This is a genomic window from Pseudomonas khavaziana (genome assembly GCF_019145205.1).
Taxonomy (GTDB): domain Bacteria; phylum Pseudomonadota; class Gammaproteobacteria; order Pseudomonadales; family Pseudomonadaceae; genus Aquipseudomonas; species Aquipseudomonas khavaziana.
In genome coordinates this window covers 320,914-344,428 of the sequence record NZ_JAHSTT010000008.1, presented here as the reverse complement: position 1 = coordinate 344,428, position 23,515 = coordinate 320,914, and the positions used below count along the sequence as shown (strand labels likewise).

The window sequence follows — 23,515 nt, the reverse complement described above, 5'->3', positions numbered from 1 at the left end:
CGGTCCAAATGTGGGAGAGGGCTTGCTCCCGATGGCGGCCTCAGGGCCGACCAGGATGTTGGATCATACCGAGTACATATCCATTGCTGCGGTAACGGCGGCTATTGGTTCCGCCCTGACGGCGGGTCACTTTGGAAAAGAGCCCAAAGTAACCAAAGGGCTCTTGCCCCACCACTCGGCACCTCGCCCAGGCTCGGTGTGCCCGTAATCCGCCATGGATTTGGGGGGCCGCCGCCACGCGCCATCCATGGCGCGGGGCGGCTAAACCGGCATCCCTGCCGGTTTACCCCCCAAATGCCTGTCGAATTCCGGCCGGCGTGGTTTAACGGGGCGCCTGAGATCAAAAGCAGATCAAGATCAAGAGCGGCTCGCTGCGCGTCGTGGTAACCGTCGGCTGCTGTACAGTTGTGCAGATACCCGTGGGCATCGGGAGCAAGCCCTCTCCGACATTTCGTTCGCGGCGCACCATGCGAATACTCGGTGGCTGTCAGGCCTTGGCCGCCATTGCCGTCACTTCAACACGCATGCCTTCCACGGCCAGCGCAGCAACGCCCACCGCCGCGCGGACCGGCCATGGCTTGGCGAAAAAGCGCTTGTAGACTTCGTTGAACGCCCCACGGTCGGCCATGTCGGTGAGGTAGATGGTCAGGTGCATGACCCGGTCCATGGAACTGCCGGCTTTTTCCAGCGCGACTTTCAAGGCTTGCAGGGTGCATTCGCTTTGCAGGGTGATATCGCCCAGTTCCAGGCTGCCGTCGGCGCGGGTTGGCACTTGGGTGGAGACTAGAATGCCGTTGAAACCGATTACGTCGGAGGAAATTGAATCGGCATCCGGGTCGGGGGTGTAGGACAGGTCGTGGTTGGCCATGGGCACCTCTTGTTGGCAGGAACACAAAGGCGCCATGGTCCGCGAAATTTACCCCAGGGGCAAACCCCTGATCATGTCCAACGTCGGAACAGCACGCTGGCGTTCACACCGCCAAAGCCGAAGCCATTGGACAGCGCATATTCAATCGGCATCGGCCGCGCCGCAACGCGCACCATGTCCAGGCCGTCGGCGAGGGCGTCCGGGTTTTCGAGGTTGAGCGTCATCGGTGCAATCTGGTCACGCAGGGCCAGCACAGTGAACACCGCTTCGATACCCCCGGCCGCGCCGAGCAGGTGGCCGGTGGCGGATTTGGTCGAGCTGATGGCCGGCCCGCTGCCGGTACCGAAGACTGTCTTGATCGCCGCCAGTTCGCCTTTATCACCTACCGGCGTGGAGGTCGCGTGGGCGTTCAAGTACTGCACCTGCGACGCGTCGATGCCTGCCTGGCGCAACGCCTGGGTCATCGCCCGGCGCGCGCCATCACCATCTTCGGGCCCGGCTGTCATGTGATAGGCGTCTGCACTGGTGCCATATCCCACCAGCTCGGCAATCGGCTGCGCACCGCGGGCCAGTGCATGTTGCAGTTCCTCGATGACCAGGATGCCGGCGCCTTCGCCAATCACGAAACCATCGCGTGCCTGGTCAAAAGGCCGTGAAGCATGCTCCGGCGCGCCCAGGGGGCCCTTCAGGCCGTAGTTGATCGACACGTGCCCGGCGGCCATGTTGCTTAAAAACGACGGAATGGTGAATGGCGACAACCGAGTACAGGCCGGTCCGGCCGCCAGCGCACGCATGCGCAAGCGGCTGGCCCCTGAATGATTGAGGCAGTACCGCTGCGGTAATTACTCTTTAACGTCCATGAACTCTTCGGCCCACGCCACATAGCTTTCGGGCAAGGTGTAGGTGTGGGTCAGTTCCGTTGCACTGAGGTTCGAAGTGCTGTGGGTCAGCTGGCGTTGCGCACGCAGGCTGTCGTAGGTGGCCTTGATCGCGGCGAAATAAGCGCCATGTCCGGCCACCACGATGCGTACGCCCAGGCTGGCCAGGCGCTCGCTGTCGTGCAGTTGCGGGTTGCCGTAGGTCACCAGCATCAGCGGGACGGTGAGGTTTTCTGCGATCTGCTCCAGGTGCTGGAAGTCTTTGACCCCGACCATGCAAATGCCATCGGCACCGGCCTTTTCATAGGCCTTGGTGCGCGCAATCACGTCTGCGGTGGGCAGCACACCTGCGTTGGTGCGGGCAATGATCGACAGCTCAGGGTCAACCCGCGCTTCAAGGGCGGCCTTGACCTTGCCGATGCCTTCCTCAACCGAAATCAGATCCGTGGATTTGCGCCCGAATTGTGCAGGCAGCAGGGTGTCTTCAATGGTCAGCGCCGCGACGCCGGCACGCTCCAGCTCTTCGACGGTGCGCATCACATTCAGGGCATTGCCGTAGCCATGGTCGGCGTCGGCAATGAACGGCAACTGGGCGACACGGCCGATGCGGGTGGCCTGCTCAACGAACTCACTCAGGGTAATCAACGCAAAATCGGGGGCCGCCAGTACCTGCAGGGAGGCGACTGAGCCGCCCAGGATCCCGACTTCAAAACCCAGGTCGGCCGCGATGCGGGCAGACATGGGGTCGAATACGGAAGCGGTTTCAACGCAGATGGGGGTTGCAAGCAGGTCACGGAAGTTGCGGCGTAGCGCTGAGTGAGAAATCTTGGGCATGTTCTTTCCTGGCTTTGGTCATCGTCAAGTGACGATCAATGTCTATTCGTGGTGGCGTGAGATTACCACGCAGACGCCCGCAGGATTATGACGTTTGAGCGTGGCCCGCGTAGCAGGCCCATGACGGGTCGGTTAAAGGCTTGAGGATGGAGAAACCGGCCAGAAGATCGATTAGATGCAATGCCTGCATTATTAAAGATTTACGTTATGCATTATGGGTATTTTAAACCTGATCACTGCAACCTCATCGTATCGACCCTGACAACCATTGCCGAGACCGCGCGCGCGGATCGACTTGAAATGCCCTGACCGGGCATCTGGAGACGAACGTGCGTTACCTGACAACACTGGCGGCGGGGTTCACCGCCGCCTTACTGTGCCTGACGGCACAGGCACAAACCCTGGTCGTCGGCGACCAGAGCTACAACGCCCAGGCCGTGATGGGAGCGGCGGGGGTGCTGGATGATCTGCCCTACACACTGGATTGGAAGCAATTCACCGCCGGCTCCCCGGTGGCCGAGGCGCTCAACGTCGGCAGCCTGGATATAGGCCTGCTGGGGGATGCGCCGGTATTGTTCCTGGGCGCACTCTTCAAGGAACCCCTGCACAATGACTCAAAGACAGCTCAAACTCGGCGCCCTGACCATGGGTTGCGACGGGCCGGCTCGGCATAACCTGTGGCTTGACCCGCAATTGCCGGCCGATGCCAGCGTCAACGTCGACTGGTACATCGACATTGCGCGCCAGGCCGAGGCGGCGCTGTTCGACCTGATGTTTATCGTCGACAGCCAGTTCATCACCGAAGGCTCGCTGTCCCATTACCTCGATCGCCCGGAACCGCTGACGCTGTTATCGGCATTGGCGGTGGGCACCCGGCATATCGGCCTGGTCGGTACGCTGACCACCTCCTGCAACTCACCCTATAACGTCGCCCGGCGCCTGGCGTCCCTGGACCTGATCAGCAAAGGCCGCGCCGGCTGGAACGTGGTGACCAGCGGCGATGCCGGCACCGCGGGCAATTACAGCCGCGACGAACATTATGACTATGCCACGCGCTATGGCCGCGCCGCTGAACATGTGCAAGTGGTGCAGGGCTTGTGGAACTCCTATGAGGAAGATGCCTTTGTGCGCAACCGGGCTACTGGCCAGTTTCTTGATCCGAGCAAACTGCACAGCCTGAATCATCAGGGCGAACACTTCTCCGTGGTCGGGCCGCTGAATATCCAGCGCTCACCCCAGGGCCAGCCGGTGATCTTCCAGGCAGGCGACTCAGAGCCCGGCCGTGACCTGGGCGCCGCGTGAGAGCCTGGGTTTGTCGATTCCAACCTGTACGCCGGGCCGGGTCCAGGCGCCCTAGGAGTGAATGAAGCTGGTGACGAATTCTGCCTTGATGAGCGTCGGCTCAATGCCATGGATCAAACCGCAGGCCATGGCCTGGTGCGGATCGAAGATGCGCGGCGCAGCGATCAGGTACTTTTCGGTTTCCAGTTGTTCGATGGCATCGTGGGTACGTTCGGCCACGATGCGTGCGTACAGATGCAGGTCGTAGTCCAGACTCATGGTGTACTCCGACATGCGCGAATGATCGACGGCGCCTTGCAGGTGCCAATGAAACGGATGAAACAGGAATTTGCTATGGGCGCAGGCCGTCCTGCGCTCACCGGCCAGGAAAATAATGTTGCCCATCGACTCCACCGTGCCCAGATTGTGGGTATGCACGGGAATCGGCAGGGCCAGCAGAAAGTTGTACATCGTAAAACCGTAGCTGCACTCACCGCCCATGGTCGCAATATTCAGTAGCAGGCAGCTGGCACCCTGCTGTACGGCAACCGTGGCCTTGTCGATGAGTTGGCTACAGGTCGATGCATTGATCGGGCCGGTGAAGTTGATAGCGTGTAGAGGCATGTTGTCCCTCGCAAATGAAACCTGCATTAACCGCATTAACTATCAAGTTAACGGCTGTTTTGCAGTCTTGCTCAGACTAATTAAAATGTGCCGCTTTTATGAGCGGTGGTTATAAGCGCTTTTCGCATAAAGGTAGCGCACGCTCAGTACCAACAGTGATTTCAGCCTGTTTGGCAACCTGCAAATGTTCATAACATGAGTGCGGGTTCGAACGCACTGCCGTTTTCGGTTCGGTTCGTCCTTCCATAATAGCCTCACGAGATAAGTCGTCAGGCTGCACATCAACTGGCGCTCGCATGTTCAACTCCTTGCTGTCAAAAGAAGGGGCGGCATTGCCGCCCCCACCGTCGCGTCAATTACGACTTGCGGCCGCCGCCATGGCTCTGCTGCCCACCTTTACGGCCGGCTTCCGACGCCTTTTCACGGTCGTTGGCAAAGTTGCCGCCAGATGCCTGGCCACCTTTCCTACCCGCCTCGGAAGCTTTTTGTTGATCGTTGGCGAAGTTTCCAGGGTTTTTATTACTTGTGGTCATGATCGTTCTCCAAAAGTAAGTGTCGTTTCGCTAGTTGCCCATTGATGCAGCGGGCATTTACTTCGAGAAGAGCGACCGCGAAAACGTTTTGAAAATTTTTCCGCGCGGCGATGAATGGTAGTGCACGTCAAAAAACTTTTACAAGGCAGCGTTAATTCGTGCTGCTTCGTATAACTTTTGTGACCGGCTCAAGCGCGCCGAAACCGAACCCATAGGCTCAACGGCCGCTTCGCTTAGTTGCCTTTTATATTGAACCTCTCGCACCCGCCCTTGACCTAACTTGCATCACTGACCTGGAGGTGCAGCATGCAAACCACGTATTTCTGGATAGGCCTGGCAGTCATCCTCGTATTACTCGACCTGTGGATCATCAACAGCGTATGGCGCAGCGACAAAACCTCGGGCACCAAGGCCGGATGGACTGCGCTCGTGGTGGTGCTGCCATTTGTCGGCGCGGTGATATGGAGCGTGGCCGGCCCCCGTGGCGTAACCAAAGGCCCGTCGTCGCCGGAACACAGCAAGGGGTGAAAGCGGTAACGGCGCGCTGATCCGAATATGCGCAAATGAAGCTGAACTAACCCTGGCAGCGTGCCCTCGCAAGACTATGCGCGACGGCAGGGCCTTCTATTCTCTGAAATAAAGGAGAAAACAATCCGATGACAATGACAGTAAGCGACTTTCTGGTTGAACGGCTCAGCGAGTGGGGCGTAACGCGTATTTTCGGTTACCCCGGCGACGGTATCAACGGGGTGTTCGGTGCCTTGAATCGGGCCAAGGGCAAAATCGAATTCGTCCAGGCGCGCCATGAGGAAATGGCCGCTTTCATGGCCTCGGCCCATGCCAAGTTCACCGGCGAACTGGGGGTATGCATCGCCACCTCCGGCCCGGGCGCTGCGCATTTACTCACCGGCCTGTATGACGCGCGTATGGACCACATGCCGGTGCTGGCTATTGTTGGGCAGCAGGCCAGGGCCGCACTGGGCAGTCATTACCAGCAGGAACTGGACCTGCTCTCGATGTTCAAGGATGTCGCCGGGGCTTTTGTGCAACAGGCCTCGGTCCCGGCGCAGGTGCGCCATCTAGTGGACCGCGCGGTGCGCACCGCTGTGGGCGAGCGCAGGGTCACCGCGATCATCCTGCCCAACGATCTGCAGGAGCAGCCTTACGAAGCGCCAGCCCGAGCCCATGGCACTGCGCATTCCGGCGTCGGCTACACCAAGCCCAGGGTACTGCCCTATGCCAATGACCTGGAGCGCGCCGCCGAGGTGCTGAACGGCGGCGAAAAGGTCGCCATCCTGGTTGGCGCCGGTGCCTTGGGAGCCACCGATGAAGTCATCGCCATTGCCGAGGCGCTGGGCGCCGGAGCCGCCAAAGCCCTGCTCGGCAAGGCCGTGCTGCCTGACGACTTGCCGTGGGTCACCGGTAGCATTGGCCTGCTCGGCACCGAGCCCAGTTATAAGCTGATGACCGAGTGCGACACCCTGTTGATGATCGGTTCGGGGTTTCCCTATTCCGAATTCCTGCCCAAGGAAGGCCAGGCCCGTGGTGTGCAGATCGACCTGCAACCGGACATGCTGAGCCTGCGCTACCCCATGGAGGTCAACTTGGTGGGTGACGCTAAGGAAACCCTGGCGGCATTGCTGCCGTTGCTGGAACGCAAGAGCCAGCGCAAGTGGCGCAAGCAGGTCGAAGGCTGGCGTGGCAGTTGGGAAAAGACCCTGGAAAAACGCGCCCTGGCCAAGGCCAAGCCGATCAACCCGCAGCGCGTCGTGCATGAACTGTCACCACGTCTGCCCGACCACGCGATCATCACCTGCGACTCCGGCTCCTGCGCCAACTGGTACGCCCGCGATCTGAAGATCCGCCGGGGTATGCAATGCTCGCTGTCCGGCGGACTGGCGTCCATGGGCGCCGCCGTGCCCTACGCCATCGCGGCCAAATTTGCCCATCCACAACGCACCGTCGTGGCGCTGGTAGGGGATGGGGCGATGCAGATGAACAACCTGGCCGAGTTGATCACCGTGGCCAAGTATTGGCGACAGTGGCAAAGCCCGAGGTGGATCTGCGCCGTGTTCAATAACGAAGACCTCAACCAAGTCACCTGGGAGCAGCGGGTCATGGAAGGCGATCCGAAGTTCGAAGCCTCGCAGAATATTCCCGACGTGCCGTACCACCTGTTCGCCATTTCCCTTGGGCTCAAAGGCATCTTCGTCGAGCGCGAAGAGGATGTCGCCGCAGCGTGGGAGCAGGCATTCGCATCGGATGTCCCGGTATTACTCGAATTCAAGACCGACCCCAACGTGCCGCCGTTGCCGCCGCATATCAAGCTGGAGCAGGCGAAGAAGTTCGCCTCTACATTGCTCCAGGGTGATCCGGACGAGGCCGGGGTGATTGTGCAAACCGCCAAGCAGGTGCTGGCCAGCGTTTTGCCGGGCGGCGCGAAGAAATAGACGGGCACCGGCAATAACCCTGATAAACGCCTGTGCATCGGCGCAGGCGTAGCTAAGGACAGGGCCATGAAACGCCGGTGGTGAGGTGTTTATCCTTGTTGCGCAAGTTCACGTCATCATCTTCGGCCAGGGTGGCCGGGGTAATGAACTGCGCCTTGCCCGTACTCGGCTGGATAACCTTGGGACGGGATAAATACCGCAAAGGTTCGAGCCGATTGCCGGACGGCGACTGCCGTTTGTCTGTGCAGGTTTATCGCAAGTGAACCCCGGGACATCGATTGTCCTCCACAGGCTTGTATGCCCCGTAAATGCAATCGACAGGCGCATTTCTGCGCTCGAGGAGGGAGGTATGAACAAGCCTACATCGCCAGGCCCAGGCACCCATGCCGGGCAAAAAGTACGCCCTGATACGGCAAAACGAAACGATAAGTCCGAAGACCCGAGTGTCGAGCGCCCTTGGGAAGCGGATGTGGACCAGGGCGGCGTAGCCCCTGGCGGGCCGTCCAAGGACCCTGAATCAGGCGCATGACCGACGGCCCCGTAGGGGCAGGGCCGCCAGCAGCGGTTTTAATCGTCCACAGTGAACGTGACCCAGCCCGGCCCCTCGGTGGGTCTTTGAATTTCAACAATCACCCCGCTCACAGAGGTGCCGTCGGGCAAATTGACCGTCACGAAGTTCGGGTGGCCTGGCCACTCAAGCGGGGTATCGAATGCCAAGTGCACGACGGTGGGTTTACCGCTGCTGCTCATGTGGATGTCTACCGAGTCATTCAGGCATTCATCTGAGCCGGTGCCTAGATGGCGCGATGCGGTGATAACACTTGCAGAACCTTCATAGTTGTAAGACATACTTGCGTACCTTTCGTAGTAAAAGTGCGGGGGCGCAGTCAGTTATCTGCGGCGCTGGGTGCTCATCCGACAGGCACGCGCAATCGCAATGCCGGCGACCAGCAAGGCGGCGCCTGTTGCAATCAGTAAGTAGGGGGGCTGACTGGTTCTTCGCCTGCCGGTCGCTTCCCGGCGTTGACTGGCCGGTGCGGATTCAGGCGCCTGCGTGGGGGCATCGGCCTGCATTTCCTGCAGTTTCAGGCGCGCGCCATCGTTCAACACCAGGGTCAAGTCTTCGATAGTGCCGGCGACCCGATCGGGAAACACCGGCTCGCCGTTGGCATCCAGTTCGTCATACAGGAACTTCTGGCCTTCCAGCCAGCCCACCGCAGTCATCAGCTCGGGACCGAGGTAGTACTTTCCATCCAGGAAGAATCCACCGAAATTCTTCGTGCGCTCCAGGTTTTGCACGGTGTAGCGCTGGCCGGGTCTCATTCCGGTTGCTGAGTCGATCATGATGACTTCCTCCATTTACATGTCCTGCGATAGAGGAGGTTGGGTAAATGATCGTTCAATCCAAATGACCGAAAGGCGCTACAACGCTTGCCAGCGTTCCCATCTTGCACAACTGCTGTGCAGCGCCAGGGGTTAATCCGCTGAGCCGCCATGCCTATAGTTCCCTCACTAGCGCAGACCGAGGTGAGCCTGATGAACCGTGAATTGCAACCCGCACCAAGCGACATGAACCAAGTGGACGCCGAGTACTTCGAATACAGCAAGGCGGCCAACCCCATCAGCGCCAATCTCATCCCGCGGATTCCCTACCACAGCTTTCCTGCCTCGCTGTGTGCCAGCGGCCCCTCGCGGGTGATACCGCTGGACCTCAGCGACGCCCTGGGCTGTGAAGGGCCGGCGACCGGGCCCGGGCTGAGCGCGAATTTCATGCGCCTTAATCGGGGCGACAGCCTCAGCCTGCAACCGAATGCGACCTCCCAGGTGTTCTACGTGATTGCCGGGGAGGGCAGCGTGGTCCAGGGGACGTATGAGATTCAATGGTCCAAAGGCTGCTTCATCGCCTTGCCCGGCTTGCAGGCGGCGCACTTTCGCGCAAGCCTGGATGCGCGTCTTTACTATGTGCACGATGAACCATTATTGCGGTACCTGGGGGTGACACGCAGCGCAGATCGTTTTACGCCGACGCTGTACCCCGCGGCCCTGGCCAACGCAAAACTGCGTGAAGCGGCGGATGATCCCCGTGCCCAGGACCGCAGCCGCATCAGCATTCTGCTGGGCAATCGCCACTTCCCGCAGACGCGTACGGTGACCCATGTGCTGTGGGCGATGTACGGGATCCTGCCGGCGGGCTCGGTGCAGAAACCCCATCGGCATCAGTCGATTGCGCTGGACTTCATCATTGATTGCCCGGTGGGGTGCTACTCCCTGGTAGGCACCGAGCTGGATGCGGATGGGCAGATCCGCAACCCGCAGCGGGTGGATTGGTCGCCGGGCCTGGCGTTTGTCACACCACCTGGGTACTGGCACGCGCACTTCAATGAATCAGACACCGAGGCGTTCCTGATCCCGATCCAGGATGCCGGGCTGCAAACCTACCTGCGCTCCCTGGATATTCGTTTCAGCTGAATCATGTCCAGTCAGGTGCCTGGCCCAGTCGCTCAACGATGAAGTCGATAAAACACCTGACCTTGGACGACACGATGCGCTTGGGCGGGTAGACAAACCACACGGCAAACACCCGCTCGACATCGCGAACGCGCCACTGCGGCAACCACACCACAAGCTCGCCGGTGTCGATGCTGCGGGCCACCAGCCAATCCGGCAGCAGCGCAAAGCCCAGGCCTTGGCGCGCAGCGATCAACTGCGCGTCGAGGTCGTTGATGCGAATACAGGCGTCATGCATCAATGGTAACGCCAGGTCGCCGTTCACAAAGGTGATAGCGCTGGAAGTCTTACCCACCACGGCAGGCAAACCGGCCAGGTCGGTGGGCGTTGACGGGGGCGGGTACTGCATCGCGAACGCCGGACTGGCCACCACAAAGTACCGGCCGTCGCTGAGTTTACGGGCCTTGAGCGTGGAATCGGCCAGCGCGCCAATGCGAACGGCGAGGTCGACGCCGGCATGGATCAGGTTGACCTGGGCGTTATCCAGCACCAGCTCCACGCTGATTTGCGGGAAGCGCACGCGGAAATCGTTCAAGGCCGGCAGAATGTGATGCCGGGCAAATGCCGGCGGCAGGTTGAGTTTCAACAAGCCTCGGGGCTGCTGGTTCAACGCCGAGGTGGCAGCCTTGGCGTGTTCCAGCTCATCCAGCACCCTGCGAGCGTGCATCAGGAAGGTCTGGCCACCTTCCGTCAGATGCAGCGTGCGAGTGGAACGGTTGAACAACGCGATGCCCAGGTCTTGCTCAAGATCCTTCACGTAGCGCGACACCGTGGACGCCTTGATGCCCAGGCGCTCGGCGGCGCGGGAGAAGTTGTTGCCTTCGGCAGCTTCGACGAAGGCGGTGAGGGCGGCGAAATAGTCCATATGCGATCTCCGGCGCGGCGGTACAGCCTGTGGAGTGGCGGATGATACATGACTGATTTTTGGAGATGGCTACCGACGACATTGTTGTGCCATTATTGGTGGCTTTCACTGAACAGCGGATGAAAGCTCACAATTGAATTGAAGCTATTGGAGAGGTTAATGAACAAGGTAGTTAAAGACTTATTAGCTGAGGCATTGAGTTTACTTGAAATGCATCATAAGGATCATGCCGGCGCCAGCCAGAAAGCTTGGGTCGGGCCGAATGATATCGTTGCGGTAACTGACACTGATAGATTTGCGCAGATAGTGGAAGAGCTATATTTGTCAGATAAAAAAATATCTGAAAGGTTTAGTAGAAAAACGATTTTCAAAATCATTGAAGAACGATTGGTTAGCTATAAGCGTCGCGGAGAGTCGTTTGTATCCTAAGATGATTGTAATATTTTTTCAGAGCAACATAAGGTGCTGCCGCGCTGCTTAAGTGTTTTTGCGCCAATATCAGGAGTGAGGTTGGATAGCGTCGAAAAAGTCACTATTTCGGCTTTTGAAATTGGCCCATCCAAAAAGTTAGCTTTACCCCTTTCGAATGCGTCCCCTGAATCAGGGGAGCTGTATATAAAAATAGACGTTGTAAAAGCATATGACCATCAGCGAGTAATTGAGATTGCCGAGGAGTCTTTTCTAGATTTTGTAAGAATAATAATATTTATATCTGGCAAACATGACAAAACGATTCAGATAAAAACTGGGCTTCCAGCGTTTCCAAGTATGAGTCGTGAGCTTATGTATGTTCAGACGTCGTCCTACCAAATAACGGATACTGAAGGTCGACTGGAGAGCGGAAGCGTAAGTAACAAAACGCTTGAAAAGATTCCCGTCGACAATCCTTTTTTCTGCAAAAATTTACAGTTTGAGAAGTTGTTGAATTTGTATGCAAAGAGGCATGCGGGGGAGCAAATAACAGATTTTGAGAATAGAATCATAAATGCGGCGATTGCAGTTGGTGAATCTGCAAAAAGTCGCGATATAAAAAATTCCATACTTTACTCATGCATTGCTCTTGAAATACTGTTTTCGTTTGATGACGGTAGTCTTTTTCAGAAAAGCATAGCTGACAGGTTGGCTGATACAATGGCATTTATTGTGGCCAAGGACAAAGAGGCGAGATTGCATGTCAATGCTACATTGAAAAAAGTTTATCAAATGCGCTCTGCCCTAGTGCATGGTGGCAATAAAAAATTAAATGATGATTATATTGTTGTTAATGCTCTGGTTCGAATGGCTATCTGCGAGCTTCTTGCAAATGACAAATATACTGAGATCAAGAAAATTGATCAATTATATGCAATGGTCAAAGAGGCGCAGTACTCGTACTCTTAATATCTGAAATGTGATGCTGACTTGTGTTTTTATGAGTCAGCATCTATTGGCATACGAACACTTGCTGGCCATACTCCTGGATACCTTTAATCCTGCGACTGCGCAGAGCACTGGCGCTAAACGGTCAGCCGCCCATATAGCGACACCTTAACTCTGAGAGGGGCTAATTGAGCGCCTCACCTTAGCGGTTCAAGGTTCCTATCACTGGCAATGCGACCGCCCAGCCAGTAGAACAACCCACCGGCGACGATGAACAGCATCAGCATGTAGAAAATATACTGCGCCGGTTGCGTCGCCAGCACGAGGCCGCATAGCACCGGCCCGAGCGCGGCGCCGATGTTGCCCAGGTTCTGCGCCGCGTAATACATGCCCCGCAGGTGGTTCGGCGCAATGCTGTCGATGAACATGTATTCGGCTGGGAAGACGATGATTTCACCGAGGGTGAAGATCACCATGGCAATCACCCACACCACCAGCGTGGTCGACAGGGCAAAGCCGCCCAACCCAACGATAAACAGGCTCAGCCCTGCCGCCAGCCAGGCGTTCAGGTGCCGACGGGAGATGCGCTTGCCGAGGCTGTATTGCAGGCTGATCACCATCAAGGCGTTGGTCGCCACCACGGTGCTGATGATCCGGTAGGTGGTCTCGGGCGTGGTGGTCACCACCAGATACTGCGAGAGGTAAGCGGTGAACTGGCCGAACACCACCGCACTCAATAAACCACCCAGCGTAAAGCACACCAGGCGGTAATCACGCAGCAATACCTTACCGACCGCCAGGAATGGCGTGGCTGGTTGGCCCGTTTCCACAGTCGCCAGGTTTTTGTCGCCCCCTACGCAGTAGATCAGCCAGTAGCCGGCCCCAAGCCCCGCCGACAGCAGGAACGGCAGGCTGGTGTCCAGGCTGGCCACCCCAGCGCCGAGAAATGGCCCGACGGCATAGCCGATATTGGTCAGGGTGTACTTGATCGAAAACGCTTCGCTGCGCTGATCGACGGGGAGCAGGCTGCCGAATCCGGACTTGACCGCGATATCAATCACCGCATACGCCAAGTTGATCAATACCAGGCACAGGTAGAACAGCCAAAGCTGGGACGCGCCGTACGCGCCAAGAAAAGCCAGGGTGAATACTGCGCAGCAGGTGAGAATCAGCGGGTAACTGCGTACGCGATCCACCAGGAATCCGCCATACAGGCTCAGTAACGAGCCGATGATCAGCGTGCTGCCGATGACCAGGCCGATGTCGGCAATGCCCAGGCCAAAATTGCCCGACAAGTAGATCACCAGATAGGGCAGGGTGACTGCCCGGGCGAGGGTCAGTACCAATGAAGCGCACAGCAGCAGGTTGAGGGTAGCGGGGTAGGTTTTAAGCGTGGCGAGCATTCGAGCCTCATCGTCCATTGACCAAGTGCAAGCGCCATGAGCCGCTTGTATGGATAGACATAGTTTACTGGTGCCATGAATTCTGATTTAGGATGCTTTTTACAACGACTCAGGAATTGAATTCATGAATAAGGACCGTCTATGTTTGCCTCCGAACGTTTGAAGGGCATTGACGTGTTTGTCTGCGTTGCGCAATGCGGCAGTTTCACCGCGGCTGCCGAAAACATGGCCCTGACCGCGTCTGCCGTGAGTAAATCCATTGCCAGGCTGGAAAAACGCCTGGGCGCCCGACTGTTCCAGCGTACGACGCGTGTATTGGCATTGACCGATGCGGGCACGGCGTTCCTGCGTACCTGCACCGGGGTGCTGGCTGACCTGGAAGAAGCCGAGCTGTCCCTGCAAGCGGAAAATACCGAGCCGCGTGGACGAGTGCGCATTGACCTGCCAGGCACATTCGGTCGCACCCAGGTGCTGCCATTCCTTGTTCCATGGATGCAGGCGCATCCACTGCTGGTGCCGCACCTGACCTTCTGTGATGGCCTGGTCGACCCGTTCCGGGAAGGCGCCGACATCGTCGTGCACATCGGCAATGCGAATGAGTGGCCGCAGACGCTAGCGCACAAGGTGCTCGCCCATGAATGGCATGTCTTGTGTGCCGCCCCGGCGTACCTGGCCCGGCATGGCACACCGGTGTCGGAGCACGACCTCGCACACCATCAATGCATCGCCTATGGCTGGGTAGATGGGCGTATCAGCCCGTGGCGCTACACCGGCGAACAGGGTATGACGCTGCACAAGCATGCAGCGCCGCAGTGGGTGGTGGGCAATGGTGAAGGGCTGCTGATGGCCGCGTTGGCTGGTTGCGGTATCGTCCAGTTGCCGACGTGGCTGGCCAAGCAACAGTTGCACGACGGGACATTGGTCCAGGTCTTGCCGCAATTGGCGACACCAGGGTTTGAGATCAACCTGGCCTGGGTCAAGAGCCGCCAGGAGCAGCCCAAGGTTCGCGTGGTGCTCGATGCGTTGATCGCCGGGCTGGGCACGCAAGATTGATCCTGATCAGGTGACCGTACCGGCGAGCGCTATAATCTTGTGATTCCATCAAAGGCCAGGGACGGCTCAAGGAGTGTCTCTGGCCGCGCATTCTCAAGGAAGAGTCAGCCATGCGATCATTGAAGATCCTCTTGTTATCATCGGCGTTCAACGGTTTGACCCAGCGCGCCTGGCTGGACTTGCGCCAGGCGGGTCACGACCCCAGCGTGGTGGTGTTCACCGATGAAGCCTCGGTGTGCCGGCAGGTCGAGGATTCAGGCGCCGACCTGGTGATCTGCCCCTTTCTCAAGGACCGTGTGCCACGGCAGCTGTGGAGCGATGTGCAGCGCCCGGTAGTGATCATCCACCCGGGCATTGTCGGCGACCGTGGCGCCAGTGCACTGGATTGGGCCATCACCGGGCAGCTCAGCCGCTGGGGTGTCACAGCCCTGCAAGCTGTGGAGGAGATGGATGCCGGGCCGATCTGGTCCACCTGCGAATTCGACATGCCCACTGATGTGCGCAAATCCGAGTTGTACAACGGCCCGGTGAGTGACGCCGCGATGGTGTGCATCCGCGATGTGGTGCAAAAGTTTGCCAACGGCTTCGTCCCGGTGCCGCTCGACTACACACAACCCAACGTCATCGGGCGTTTGCAGCCAAACATGACCCAGGCCGACCGAACCTTCAGTTGGTTCGATTGCGCAAGCTTCATCAAACGTAGCATCGACGCCGCCGATGGCCAGCCCGGCGTGCTGGCAAGCCTAGAGGGCGGGCAGTATTACCTGTACGACGCACACCTGGATTCACGCCAGGGTACGCCGGGAGCAATCCTCGCGGTACAGGACGACGCCGTGCTGGTGGCGGCCGGCGACCGCTGCCTGTGGATCGGCTCGCTCAAACGCAAAGCCCAGCCAGGGGAGGAGACCTTCAAGCTGCCGGCACGGCAGGTCCTCGCTGAGCGGTTGGCCGGCGTGCCGGTGCTCGATAGCTCCATCGCCCACCAAGCGTTTAACGCGCTGGTCTATCAACCGATTCGCTACCGCGAAGTCGGGCACGTCGGCGAACTGACATTCGAGTTCTATAACGGCGCCATGAGCACCGAACAATGCCAGCGCCTGGTGGCTGCATTGCGCTGGGCCAAGGCGCGAGATACCCAGGTGTTGGTGATCAAGGGCGGGCGCGGCAGTTTTTCCAATGGCGTTCATCTCAACGTCATCCAGGCCGCCACGGTGCCTGGGCTGGAAGCCTGGGCCAACATCCAGGCCATCGACGATGTGTGCCTGGAGCTTCTAACAGCCAGGCAACTGGTAATCAGCGGCCTGACCGGCAGCGCTGGCGCGGGCGGCGTGATGCTGGCGCTGGCCGCCGATGTTGTATTGGCCCGTGAGGGTGTCGTGCTCAACCCGCATTACAAAACCATGGGACTTTATGGCTCCGAATACTGGACCTACAGCCTGCCACGGGCCGTCGGCAGTGAAATCGCGCACAAACTCACCGAAGAATGCCTGCCCATCAGTGCCCTCCAAGCCCAGCAATACGCAATGATCCAAGGCATCGGGCCGCGATGCCCAGATGCATTCGCTCGGTGGCTCATGCAGCAGGCCAGCAGTGCGTTGACCGATGAGAAATACCTTCACGCACGCGCACGTAAAGCGGCGATGGATATTCAGCAGGTTAAGCGCTGTCGCGAACAGGAGCTGGCACAAATGCAGATGGATATGGTGCATGACCGTCAACAGTTTGCGCAAAAGTGCCAGGGCTTCGTGCTTAAGCGTAAGACTTGCCGGAGCCCGCAGCGGTTGATGGCGGCGTGGGCGTTGAGCCCACAGTCGGCAGTACAAGAGAAGCGGGAAAGCGCATAAGCGCGAATCACCCCAGCCGCGCGGGCTGGGGGCGATTGGGTGTGGTTCAGGACTGGGAGTGGGTGGGCTCGCCACTCAATGCATCGACCATGGGCGGATGATCCTGCGCCGCCTGGCGCAGATCTTCGGTCACGCGCAATTCAGCACCGGTCGGCGAGAAGGTTGCCGCAGCGGTAAAAGGTGCTGGATTGGACGGGGCGGGGCGTTTGTTACGGCGCCATAAGAAAAAGCTGACCATGCACAGGTTGACCAGCGCGAACACCCAGAACAGTCCACTTGGGCCGAACGAATTCATCACCGGTGAGATCATCATCGGACTGATCGCCGAGCCCAACGAGTTGATCAGCAGCAGGCCCTGGATCATCGGTACCAGCGCTTCGGCAGGGGCGCGGTCGGCGGCATGGCTGACGGCAACCGGGTAGAGCGCAAACACCGCGCCGCCGAGCAGGAACAGCAGCACGGCCAGCATCAGCGACGACAACGGCAGCAATACGATCACCAGCGACAAGACCGTGCAGGCCATCGCCAGAATAGTCAGCACCTGCAAGCGATCCTTGTGGTCGGACCAGCGCCCGACCGGGTATTGCAGGAGCATGGCGCCGAGGATTGTCCAGGCCATCATGCTGCCGACTTCACCGATGTCCAGGCCGGCGCGTTGCAGGTACAGCGGCAGCAAGGTGTAAATCGCCGCAATGCTGACCCCCGAGCCAAAACACCCGATCAGCCCGGTCGGCGTCACACCCAGCAGTTGCCGTGGCTTGAGGGGTTCAACCTGATCCAGCAGCGGCGACACCCGTGGCAGGATCACAATAGGCAGCACCGACAACGAAGCAAGCATGCCGGCCACCATGAACGGCGCACTATCGCTCAAACCGGTGATCTTGCCCAGCGCTGCCTGGCCCAGCACGCCCGCGCCATACAGCACGATCATATACAGCGCGAGCAAGCGCCCACGGATCTTCGCGTCGCCGGCCAGCAGCAGCCAGCTTTCGATCACCAGAAACACCCCGACCGTGGCCCAGCCGTTGATCAGACGCAGCGCGAACCAGCCCCACGTGTCATAGAACAACCCTTGCAGCAGGATGCTCACCGCGATCAACGAGGCAAAGCTGCCGTAGGCGCGGATATGGCCGATGCGCAGAATCAATCGATCATTAAAGACGGCGCCCAGCGTAAGGCCAATGAAATACGCCGAGGAAACGATACCGATCATGGTTGCCGAGGCACCGGCCGCGTCCAGTCGAAGGGTGGTCAGGGATGAAAGAAAGCCGTTGCCCAAAGCAACAATGAACAGCCCGAGCAGGGGCGCCAGCGCCATGGCCAGCAAACGCGGAGACATATAGACCTCTAGAATCGAACAGCGAAACAGGCACAGGCGTGCATGCGATTGCCAAACCGAAGTGTGTTGTGCAAATGAGGGTGGTTGAGTCGGACACACATTGACGAATATGTGGTCAGTCATTCAGGTACGCGTTGCTAGCCTCCAGTCATCGACCCCGACGACCGCAAGCGAGCGCGCGATTCTAAGGCTTGTGTGGGATTTTCCAAGAGCTGTCTGCTGCGACGTTAGGACGCAGGTGGCGGGCACAGGTATCTACATAACCTTTGGGTACGGCGCGGAATCTGTGGGAGGGGGCTTGCTCCCGATATAGGTGGCTCAGTTATTGATGCATTACTGGCACGCCCTCATCGGGAGCAAGCCCCCTCCCACATTTGGCCGAGATGGGTCACGGCTATTCAGGGCTGCAAACGCCGCACCCTCCAGCCTGTATCGCTGCGGTCATACCGCAACCGCTCATGCAAGCGCTCCTGCCCATTTCCCCAGAACTCCAGCGATTCAAGGCGCAACTCGAACACGCAATACCCCTCGGGACGCGGCAATGGACCTTGCAGCTCGGCCAGTTGCCTGGCGGCGTTGCGCATGGCCTGCACGTCCTGCAGTTCTTCACTCTGGCGAGACACCGATGACATCGGGTGCGTGGCATAAGGGCGCTTGAGCCAGGCATCATCGGCCTTGGCGTTCGGCAAGCGCACGGCCTGGCCATTGAGGATGATTTGCTGACTGGTTTCGCGCCAATACAGCACGCCCGAAGCCCAGGGGTTGTGGAGCAGTTCACGGCCTTTCTGGCTGCCGGCATGGGTGCTGAACACCACGCCAGCGTCACTGATCTCGCTGATCACCACGATCCGCGTGGAGGGCCGGCCCTGGCTGTCGGCGGTGGCCAGCGCCAGCGCCCTGGGCTCGCGGATGCCCACGCGGCGCGCACGCTCCAGCCAATTGTGCAGCACGCTCATGGGGTCGGCGGGCAGTGTCTGATATTCGGGGAAGGGCGCATCCAATGTGCCGGTGAGGGATTCCGACATGCCTTTACCCAACAGCGGCTTGCCTTGTATTGAGCCGTTCATAGCACGATGGTCCCCCGTCCAAATGTAACGCCATTACCTGATACCTCGACTCGCGTCAGCTGCTCTGCGCGGCCCTCAGCTTTGGCGAACATCAGTGAGGGGCGGCCGATTTCCACACCCTGTAAAATCTCCACGGGCTGGCCAAACTCAATCTGGCCATGGCGCGCCAGATGAATCGCCAATGGCCCGGCGGCGGAGCCTGTGGCCGCATCCTCCACAACGCCGTAGGCCGGTGAGAACATGCGGCTGCGCCAACGCCGTCCCGCACCGGCAAAACAGTTGATCGCCATGTCATGGAAGTTGGACAGTGCACGGTGGTCAGGATGCAGGGCCGATAACGCGTCAATGCTCCGCAGGCCGACAAACACATGGCGCGGGCCGTTGTGATAGATCTCGATGGGAAAGGTCGAGTCACTGATGCCCAAGGCCTTGAGCAGTTCAGCGTCGCGGCCCAGGGCCGTCCAGGTCGGGATCGGCTGGTCCATGCTGGCGGCGATGACGCTGCCGTTCTGGCGCTCCAGTTCAAAGGCGATGGTGCCCATCTGGGTTTCCAGATACAGCCGGTGATTGTCGGTATGTGCTCCCAGGGCAATCGCCGTACCCAGCAACGGGTGCCCGGCAAAAGGGAGTTCGTTGACCGGTGTGAAAATCCGGATCAGCGCATCTCCACCGTTGCGCGGCTTGAGCACAAAAGTGCTCTCCGAAAGGTTCATTTCTCGGGCGATGCGTTGCATTTGCGCGGGCGGTAAATCATCGGCGTCAAAGAACACCGCGACCGGATTGCCTTCCAGCGGGACGCTGGCAAAGGCGTCGATAATGACGTAGTTGTGCATGGTTATCTCCCGGCGGCCGAAACGCTGCTGTCGACAGGCGTGTGGATGAGGGCGTGCCGCAGCAGGTCGGCGATGATGCGCGGGCCTTCCTGGGTCAAAAGCGACTCGGCATGAAACTGCATGGAGGCAAACGCCGGCCCACGCAGGGCATGTACCTCGCCGGTCTCGCTGTCGCGACTGATTTCCACGGTGCCGATACCGTCGATGTCCAGGCGGTCACTGGAGCTGCGCGCCGCGAACGTGTTGTAGAAACCCACTCGTTCGGCGTTGCCGAACAGGTCGATCTGTTTTTGCACGCCCTGGTTGGGAATGGCCTTGCGTTGCAATTCCAGGCCCAGGCACAGGCTCAACACCTGATGGCTCAGGCACACCGCGAGGAACGGTCGCTGCTGGTTGAGCAGGGAACGGATGGCCACATGCAGGTGGTCGATTTTCGGCAGTTGCACATCGCTCGGATTGCCAGGGCCAGGGCCCATGATTACCAAGTCGTAACCGTCGAAACTGTACTCGTCACTGAAACTGCGCACCGTCACCACCAGCCCGAGAGCCCGCAGCTGTTTGGCGATCATCGAGGTGAACGTGTCTTCGGCGTCGACGATCAGCACCTGGCGGCCGCTGAAGTCGGACTGGGTCTGTTGCCGTTGCTGGCTGTTCATCAGCCAGAAATCCGAGACGTAGGCATTGCGGCTGGCCAATGCCGCGCGCACCTGCAGGTGGTCGCCGAAGCGCGAGGCCGCCTGGTTTTTCAGCGCGGCGATCAGGCCCGCAGCCTTGGCCCGGCTTTCGGCGGCTTCGGTCAGCGGTTCGGAGTGCCGCACGATGGTCGAACCCACACTGATCCGAACCTGCCCGCAGTTATCGATGTCGGCGGTGCGAATCAGGATCGCCGAGTCCAGGGAGCGTCCGCCCTTGCCATCGCTGCCAATCAGCGCGGCCATGCCGCTGTAGTACGCCCTGCCTTGCGGCTCATAGCGCTCGATCACCCGGCAGGCGCTTTCCAGCGGGCTGCCGGTGACCGTCGGGGCGAACAGGGTTTCGTGCAGGATTTCGCGCACATCGCGGCGGGTCCTGCCTTCGATGAAGTATTCGGTGTGCGCCAGATGGGTCATTTCCTTGAGGTAGGGACCGAGGACGTGTCCGCCGTCTTCACAAATACGCGCCATCATTTTCAGTTCTTCATCGACCACCATATACAGCTCATCGGCTTCCTTGCGGTCGGCCAGGAAGTCCATGACCTCCGTCAGGCTGGGGCCGGCAGGAGGGTAGCGGTAAGTGCCGCTGATGGGGTTCATCACCGCAAGCCCATCCTTGACGCTTATGTGGCGCTCGGGAGACGCACCGACGAAGGTGCGGCTGCCGGTGTGAATGATGAATGTCCAATAGACGCCTTTCTCCCGTTCCAGCAGATGACGAAAGAACGACAGCGCACTGGCCGGCTGGTACTCGCTGATCTCCGCCAGGAAGGTGCGCTTGATCACGAAGTTGGCACCTTCCCCGGAGCCGATTTCGTTGGCGATCACCTGGCTGACGATCTCGGCATAGCTGGCGTCGCTGAGGTCGAAGCGTTCGTTATTCAACTGGATCGGCACGTTGGGCAGTAACGCCAGCATCTGCTCGATGCTGATGGTTTGCTGCTCGGTAATGTTCATCGCCAGCAGCGGCGACTGGTCGTCCACCGCCGCAAAGCCGCGTTCGGCGATCTGGCAGTAGGGAATCAGCGTCAGTACATCCAGGCGAGGGGCACCGATTGAGGGGGCGGGCAGGTCGATATCGGCCAGGACCTGCGGCTGCGACATCTCGCCAATCAGCACATTCAGCAGCCCGGGGCCGCTGGATTCCGGGCGATACAAGAGCGCAAAGGGTTCGGGTACCGGTTGCAGGATGCGGTCCATGAGGCGGGCGGCGGCTTGGCTCATAGCACCACCTCATCGGTGGTGATGACCATGGCGCAACGGCTGGCGGCGTATTCCATGGCCATCCAGTGGTGCTCCTTGCTGAAGTCGGCAATGGCGTCGGCAACGAGGAAGGGTTGGATATCGTTGGAGTACGCATCCACGCTGGAAATCAATACCCCGACATGGGCATACACCCCACACAGGATCAACTGATCGCGCCCGCTGGCGTGCAGGCGTTGCAACAAGTCGGAGTTGAAGAACGCGCTGTAGCGCCACTTGGTCAGCAGCCAGTCACCGGGCTGGGGGGCGAGGGCGTCGACGACCTCGCGGTCGGTCGGGCTGGCTTTCATGCCCGGCCCCCAGAAGTCCTTGAGCAGCCCGCGTTGTTCCTCGTTCATGCTGCCCGGCTGGGCGGTGTAGGCAACCGGCACACCGTTGTCGGCAGCCCACTGGCGAATGCGTGCGGCATTGCCCACCACTTGGTCACGCAAGGCATCCGGCAAGGGCCGCAGGAAGTAGCGCTGCATGTCATGCACCAACAATACGGCACGTTCGGGGTCGATGTGCCATTGCGCGAGGTTGGCAGGCAGGTCGCGAGAAGTAGGCAGAGCGTAAGGGACGATCGATGGAATGCCGGTCATGGCGACAAACTCCAGTCAAAGGGAAACAAAAGAGGGAGGAGGGCAGGCTTGCCAGGCCATCACCGCAGTAATGGCTTGCCAGGGGTTCAGGCGCGGGTCGCACAGGCTTTTGTAGTGGCTGCCAACCTGGCCCAGGCCGGCGGCATCGGAGGCGCACTCGCTGACGTCATCGGGAGTGGTTTCCAGATGCAGGCCGCCGGCCACGCCACCGGCCGAGACCACCGCATGTTTGAAGGCGGTGATTTCGTCGGTGATGGTCTGCACCATGCGGGTCTTATTGCCGCAGGGCGCGACGATGGTATTGCCGTGCATCGGATCGCTGAGCCAGATGATCTTATGGCCGGCACGGCGCACCGCTTCAACCAGCGGTGGCAGGCGGTCGGCCACCTTGTGGGCGCCCATGCGGGCAATCAGGGTCAGCCGGCCGGGTTCGCGCCTGGGGTCCAGGCGCTCGCACAGGCTCAGTAACTGATCCTGGGTGATATCCGGGCCGACCTTGCAGGCCACCGGGTTGAGCACTTCGCTGAGCAGCGCTACGTGAGCGCCCGTCAACTGACGGGTACGCTCGCCAATCCACGGCCAGTGGGTAGAACCGAGAAATGTGCGGCCCTGTTCGTCCCGGCGTACTTGCGGCAGTTCGTAGTCGAGCACCAGCATCTCGTGACTGGTCCAGGCAGGGGAGCCGGTGAGCTGCTCCTGGCCGGACGGTTCCTTCCATCCCAGGTGTTGCATGATGTCCTGGGCGGCGCGATAGCCTCGTACCAAGCGTTGCGCATCATGCTGGCGATGGCCGAGGACAGCGTCGCGACCGTTGACCATGTCGCCGCGGTACACCGGCAACTCGACATCGCCGATGCGTTCGCTGTGGTTGGAGCGAGGCTTGGCAAACTGCCCGGCGATTCGCCCCACCCGCACCACCGGTTGCTGGGTGACCAGCCTGAACGTCCCCGCCAGCATATCCAGCAGCGCGGCTTTGCGGGTCACATGGTCGGCAGCGCTTTCATCCATGTCCTCGGCGCAGTCGCCGCACTGGATGATCATCGCTTCGCCAGCCGAGACCCTGGCCAGGGTGGCGCGCAAAACCAGAATATCTTCGACACGAATCAGTGACGCGCTGTCCCTGAGGTAGGCCTGCGCGTCATGCAATTGCGAGGGTTCGCTCCATTGAGGCTGCTGCAACGCTTCACACTTCAGAACCCGTTTCAGTAAGTCTTCCATGATGCGATCGCTCTCCCAAAAG

At 59.6% G+C, this 23,515-nt stretch carries 22 protein-coding genes and 3 pseudogenes; 10 read left to right on the top strand and 15 right to left on the bottom strand.

Annotation, left to right across the window (positions count from 1 at the left end; translation table 11 throughout):
* Window positions 1–487: 487 nt before the first annotated feature.
* The 3 genes and pseudogenes from KVH01_RS20660 to KVH01_RS20650 all read right to left on the bottom strand — a co-directional run bounded on the left by KVH01_RS20660 (window position 488) and on the right by KVH01_RS20650 (window position 2,580).
* Complete coding sequence (locus tag KVH01_RS20660) at window positions 488–868, bottom strand: RidA family protein (protein ID WP_046068176.1); 381 nt, start codon at window positions 866–868, stop codon at window positions 488–490.
* 71 nt (window positions 869–939) lie between these two features.
* Window positions 940–1,644, bottom strand: a pseudogene (locus KVH01_RS20655) (beta-ketoacyl synthase N-terminal-like domain-containing protein); the annotation flags it as partial.
* A gap of 66 nt (window positions 1,645–1,710) precedes the next feature.
* The gene (locus tag KVH01_RS20650; RefSeq protein ID WP_217882694.1) at window positions 1,711–2,580 is read right to left on the bottom strand and encodes an isocitrate lyase/PEP mutase family protein; all 870 of its coding nucleotides are present in this window, start codon (window positions 2,578–2,580) and stop codon (window positions 1,711–1,713) included.
* A 329-nt stretch (window positions 2,581–2,909) separates the two neighbouring features.
* Between KVH01_RS20650 and KVH01_RS20645 the strand changes: the two are divergent.
* A pseudogene (locus KVH01_RS20645) lies at window positions 2,910–3,170 on the top strand (sulfonate ABC transporter substrate-binding protein); the annotation flags it as partial.
* Window positions 3,171–3,189: 19 nt separating this feature from the next.
* Window positions 3,190–3,879, top strand: a pseudogene (locus KVH01_RS20640) (NtaA/DmoA family FMN-dependent monooxygenase); the annotation flags it as partial.
* A gap of 54 nt (window positions 3,880–3,933) precedes the next feature.
* Here the strand turns inward: KVH01_RS20640 and KVH01_RS20635 are convergent.
* Together KVH01_RS20635 and KVH01_RS20630 are read right to left on the bottom strand one after the other, a co-directional pair.
* Complete coding sequence (locus KVH01_RS20635) at window positions 3,934–4,485, bottom strand: ATP-dependent Clp protease proteolytic subunit (RefSeq protein WP_217882693.1); 552 nt, start codon at window positions 4,483–4,485, stop codon at window positions 3,934–3,936.
* A gap of 356 nt (window positions 4,486–4,841) precedes the next feature.
* The gene (locus tag KVH01_RS20630) at window positions 4,842–5,018 is read right to left on the bottom strand and encodes a con-10 family general stress protein (protein WP_043050189.1); all 177 of its coding nucleotides are present in this window, start codon (window positions 5,016–5,018) and stop codon (window positions 4,842–4,844) included.
* Window positions 5,019–5,324: 306 nt separating this feature from the next.
* Between KVH01_RS20630 and KVH01_RS20625 the strand changes: the two genes are divergently transcribed.
* From KVH01_RS20625 to KVH01_RS20615, 3 genes are all read left to right on the top strand, one after another.
* Window positions 5,325–5,546 (top strand): PLDc N-terminal domain-containing protein, encoded by a 222-nt coding sequence (locus KVH01_RS20625; RefSeq protein ID WP_043050188.1) that lies wholly within the window; start codon window positions 5,325–5,327, stop codon window positions 5,544–5,546.
* 128 nt (window positions 5,547–5,674) lie between these two features.
* Window positions 5,675–7,468, top strand: a complete 1,794-nt coding sequence (locus KVH01_RS20620; RefSeq protein ID WP_217882692.1) for a thiamine pyrophosphate-requiring protein — start codon at window positions 5,675–5,677, stop codon at window positions 7,466–7,468.
* A gap of 349 nt (window positions 7,469–7,817) precedes the next feature.
* Complete coding sequence (locus KVH01_RS20615; protein ID WP_217882691.1) at window positions 7,818–7,997, top strand: hypothetical protein; 180 nt, start codon at window positions 7,818–7,820, stop codon at window positions 7,995–7,997.
* Between the two features lie 38 nt (window positions 7,998–8,035).
* On the opposite strand, the gene KVH01_RS20610 is transcribed toward KVH01_RS20615, so the two are convergent.
* Window positions 8,036–8,317, bottom strand: coding sequence for a hypothetical protein (locus tag KVH01_RS20610; RefSeq protein WP_217882690.1), 282 nt, complete (start codon window positions 8,315–8,317; stop codon window positions 8,036–8,038).
* Between the two features lie 42 nt (window positions 8,318–8,359).
* Window positions 8,360–8,812, bottom strand: coding sequence for a short chain dehydrogenase (locus KVH01_RS30685; protein ID WP_217882689.1), 453 nt, complete (start codon window positions 8,810–8,812; stop codon window positions 8,360–8,362).
* 192 nt (window positions 8,813–9,004) lie between these two features.
* Here KVH01_RS30685 and KVH01_RS20600 point away from each other — a divergent pair, with 192 nt between their 5' ends.
* On the top strand, window positions 9,005–9,937 hold the full coding sequence (locus tag KVH01_RS20600; protein ID WP_217882688.1) for a cupin domain-containing protein: 933 nt from the start codon (window positions 9,005–9,007) through the stop codon (window positions 9,935–9,937).
* A gap of 1 nt (window position 9,938) precedes the next feature.
* On the opposite strand, the gene KVH01_RS20595 is transcribed toward KVH01_RS20600, so the two are convergent.
* Window positions 9,939–10,841: a LysR family transcriptional regulator gene (locus KVH01_RS20595; protein WP_217882687.1), complete on the bottom strand. Its 903-nt coding sequence runs from the start codon at window positions 10,839–10,841 to the stop codon at window positions 9,939–9,941.
* Between the two features lie 159 nt (window positions 10,842–11,000).
* Here KVH01_RS20595 and KVH01_RS20590 point away from each other — a divergent pair, with 159 nt between their 5' ends.
* Both KVH01_RS20590 and KVH01_RS20585 read left to right on the top strand, forming a co-directional pair.
* Window positions 11,001–11,270 carry a hypothetical protein gene (locus KVH01_RS20590; protein WP_217882686.1) on the top strand — a complete coding sequence of 90 codons (270 nt, stop codon included), beginning with the start codon at window positions 11,001–11,003 and terminating at the stop codon, window positions 11,268–11,270.
* A gap of 81 nt (window positions 11,271–11,351) precedes the next feature.
* Entirely contained in the window at window positions 11,352–12,221 is an 870-nt protein-coding gene (locus KVH01_RS20585) for a HEPN domain-containing protein (RefSeq protein WP_217882685.1), read from the top strand.
* A gap of 176 nt (window positions 12,222–12,397) precedes the next feature.
* Here the strand turns inward: KVH01_RS20585 and KVH01_RS20580 are convergent, their stop codons facing one another.
* Window positions 12,398–13,603: an MFS transporter gene (locus KVH01_RS20580; RefSeq protein ID WP_217882684.1), complete on the bottom strand. Its 1,206-nt coding sequence runs from the start codon at window positions 13,601–13,603 to the stop codon at window positions 12,398–12,400.
* A gap of 141 nt (window positions 13,604–13,744) precedes the next feature.
* On the opposite strand from KVH01_RS20580, the gene KVH01_RS20575 reads away from it, so the two are divergent.
* The gene (locus tag KVH01_RS20575; protein WP_217882683.1) at window positions 13,745–14,656 is read left to right on the top strand and encodes a LysR family transcriptional regulator; all 912 of its coding nucleotides are present in this window, start codon (window positions 13,745–13,747) and stop codon (window positions 14,654–14,656) included.
* 110 nt (window positions 14,657–14,766) lie between these two features.
* Window positions 14,767–16,500, top strand: a complete 1,734-nt coding sequence (locus KVH01_RS20570; RefSeq protein WP_217882682.1) for a hydrogenase maturation protein — start codon at window positions 14,767–14,769, stop codon at window positions 16,498–16,500.
* A gap of 46 nt (window positions 16,501–16,546) precedes the next feature.
* On the opposite strand, the gene KVH01_RS20565 is transcribed toward KVH01_RS20570, so the two are convergent.
* From KVH01_RS20565 to KVH01_RS20540, 6 genes are all read right to left on the bottom strand, one after another.
* The gene (locus KVH01_RS20565; RefSeq protein WP_217882681.1) at window positions 16,547–17,839 is read right to left on the bottom strand and encodes an MFS transporter; all 1,293 of its coding nucleotides are present in this window, start codon (window positions 17,837–17,839) and stop codon (window positions 16,547–16,549) included.
* Window positions 17,840–18,237: 398 nt separating this feature from the next.
* Window positions 18,238–18,906, bottom strand: a complete 669-nt coding sequence (phzG, locus tag KVH01_RS20560) for a phenazine biosynthesis FMN-dependent oxidase PhzG (protein WP_217882680.1) — start codon at window positions 18,904–18,906, stop codon at window positions 18,238–18,240.
* On the bottom strand, window positions 18,903–19,739 hold the full coding sequence (locus KVH01_RS20555; protein ID WP_217882679.1) for a PhzF family phenazine biosynthesis protein: 837 nt from the start codon (window positions 19,737–19,739) through the stop codon (window positions 18,903–18,905). Before KVH01_RS20555 ends, phzG begins: the two co-directional genes overlap by 4 nt.
* A gap of 2 nt (window positions 19,740–19,741) precedes the next feature.
* Window positions 19,742–21,631, bottom strand: a complete 1,890-nt coding sequence (locus KVH01_RS20550) for an anthranilate synthase family protein (protein ID WP_404822077.1) — start codon at window positions 21,629–21,631, stop codon at window positions 19,742–19,744.
* Window positions 21,632–21,651: 20 nt separating this feature from the next.
* A complete protein-coding gene (locus tag KVH01_RS20545; RefSeq protein WP_043050173.1) occupies window positions 21,652–22,275 on the bottom strand; it encodes an isochorismatase family protein in 624 nt (207 codons plus the stop codon).
* Between the two features lie 15 nt (window positions 22,276–22,290).
* Window positions 22,291–23,493, bottom strand: a complete 1,203-nt coding sequence (locus KVH01_RS20540; protein ID WP_217882677.1) for a 3-deoxy-7-phosphoheptulonate synthase — start codon at window positions 23,491–23,493, stop codon at window positions 22,291–22,293.
* Between the last annotated feature and the right edge of the window lie 22 nt (window positions 23,494–23,515).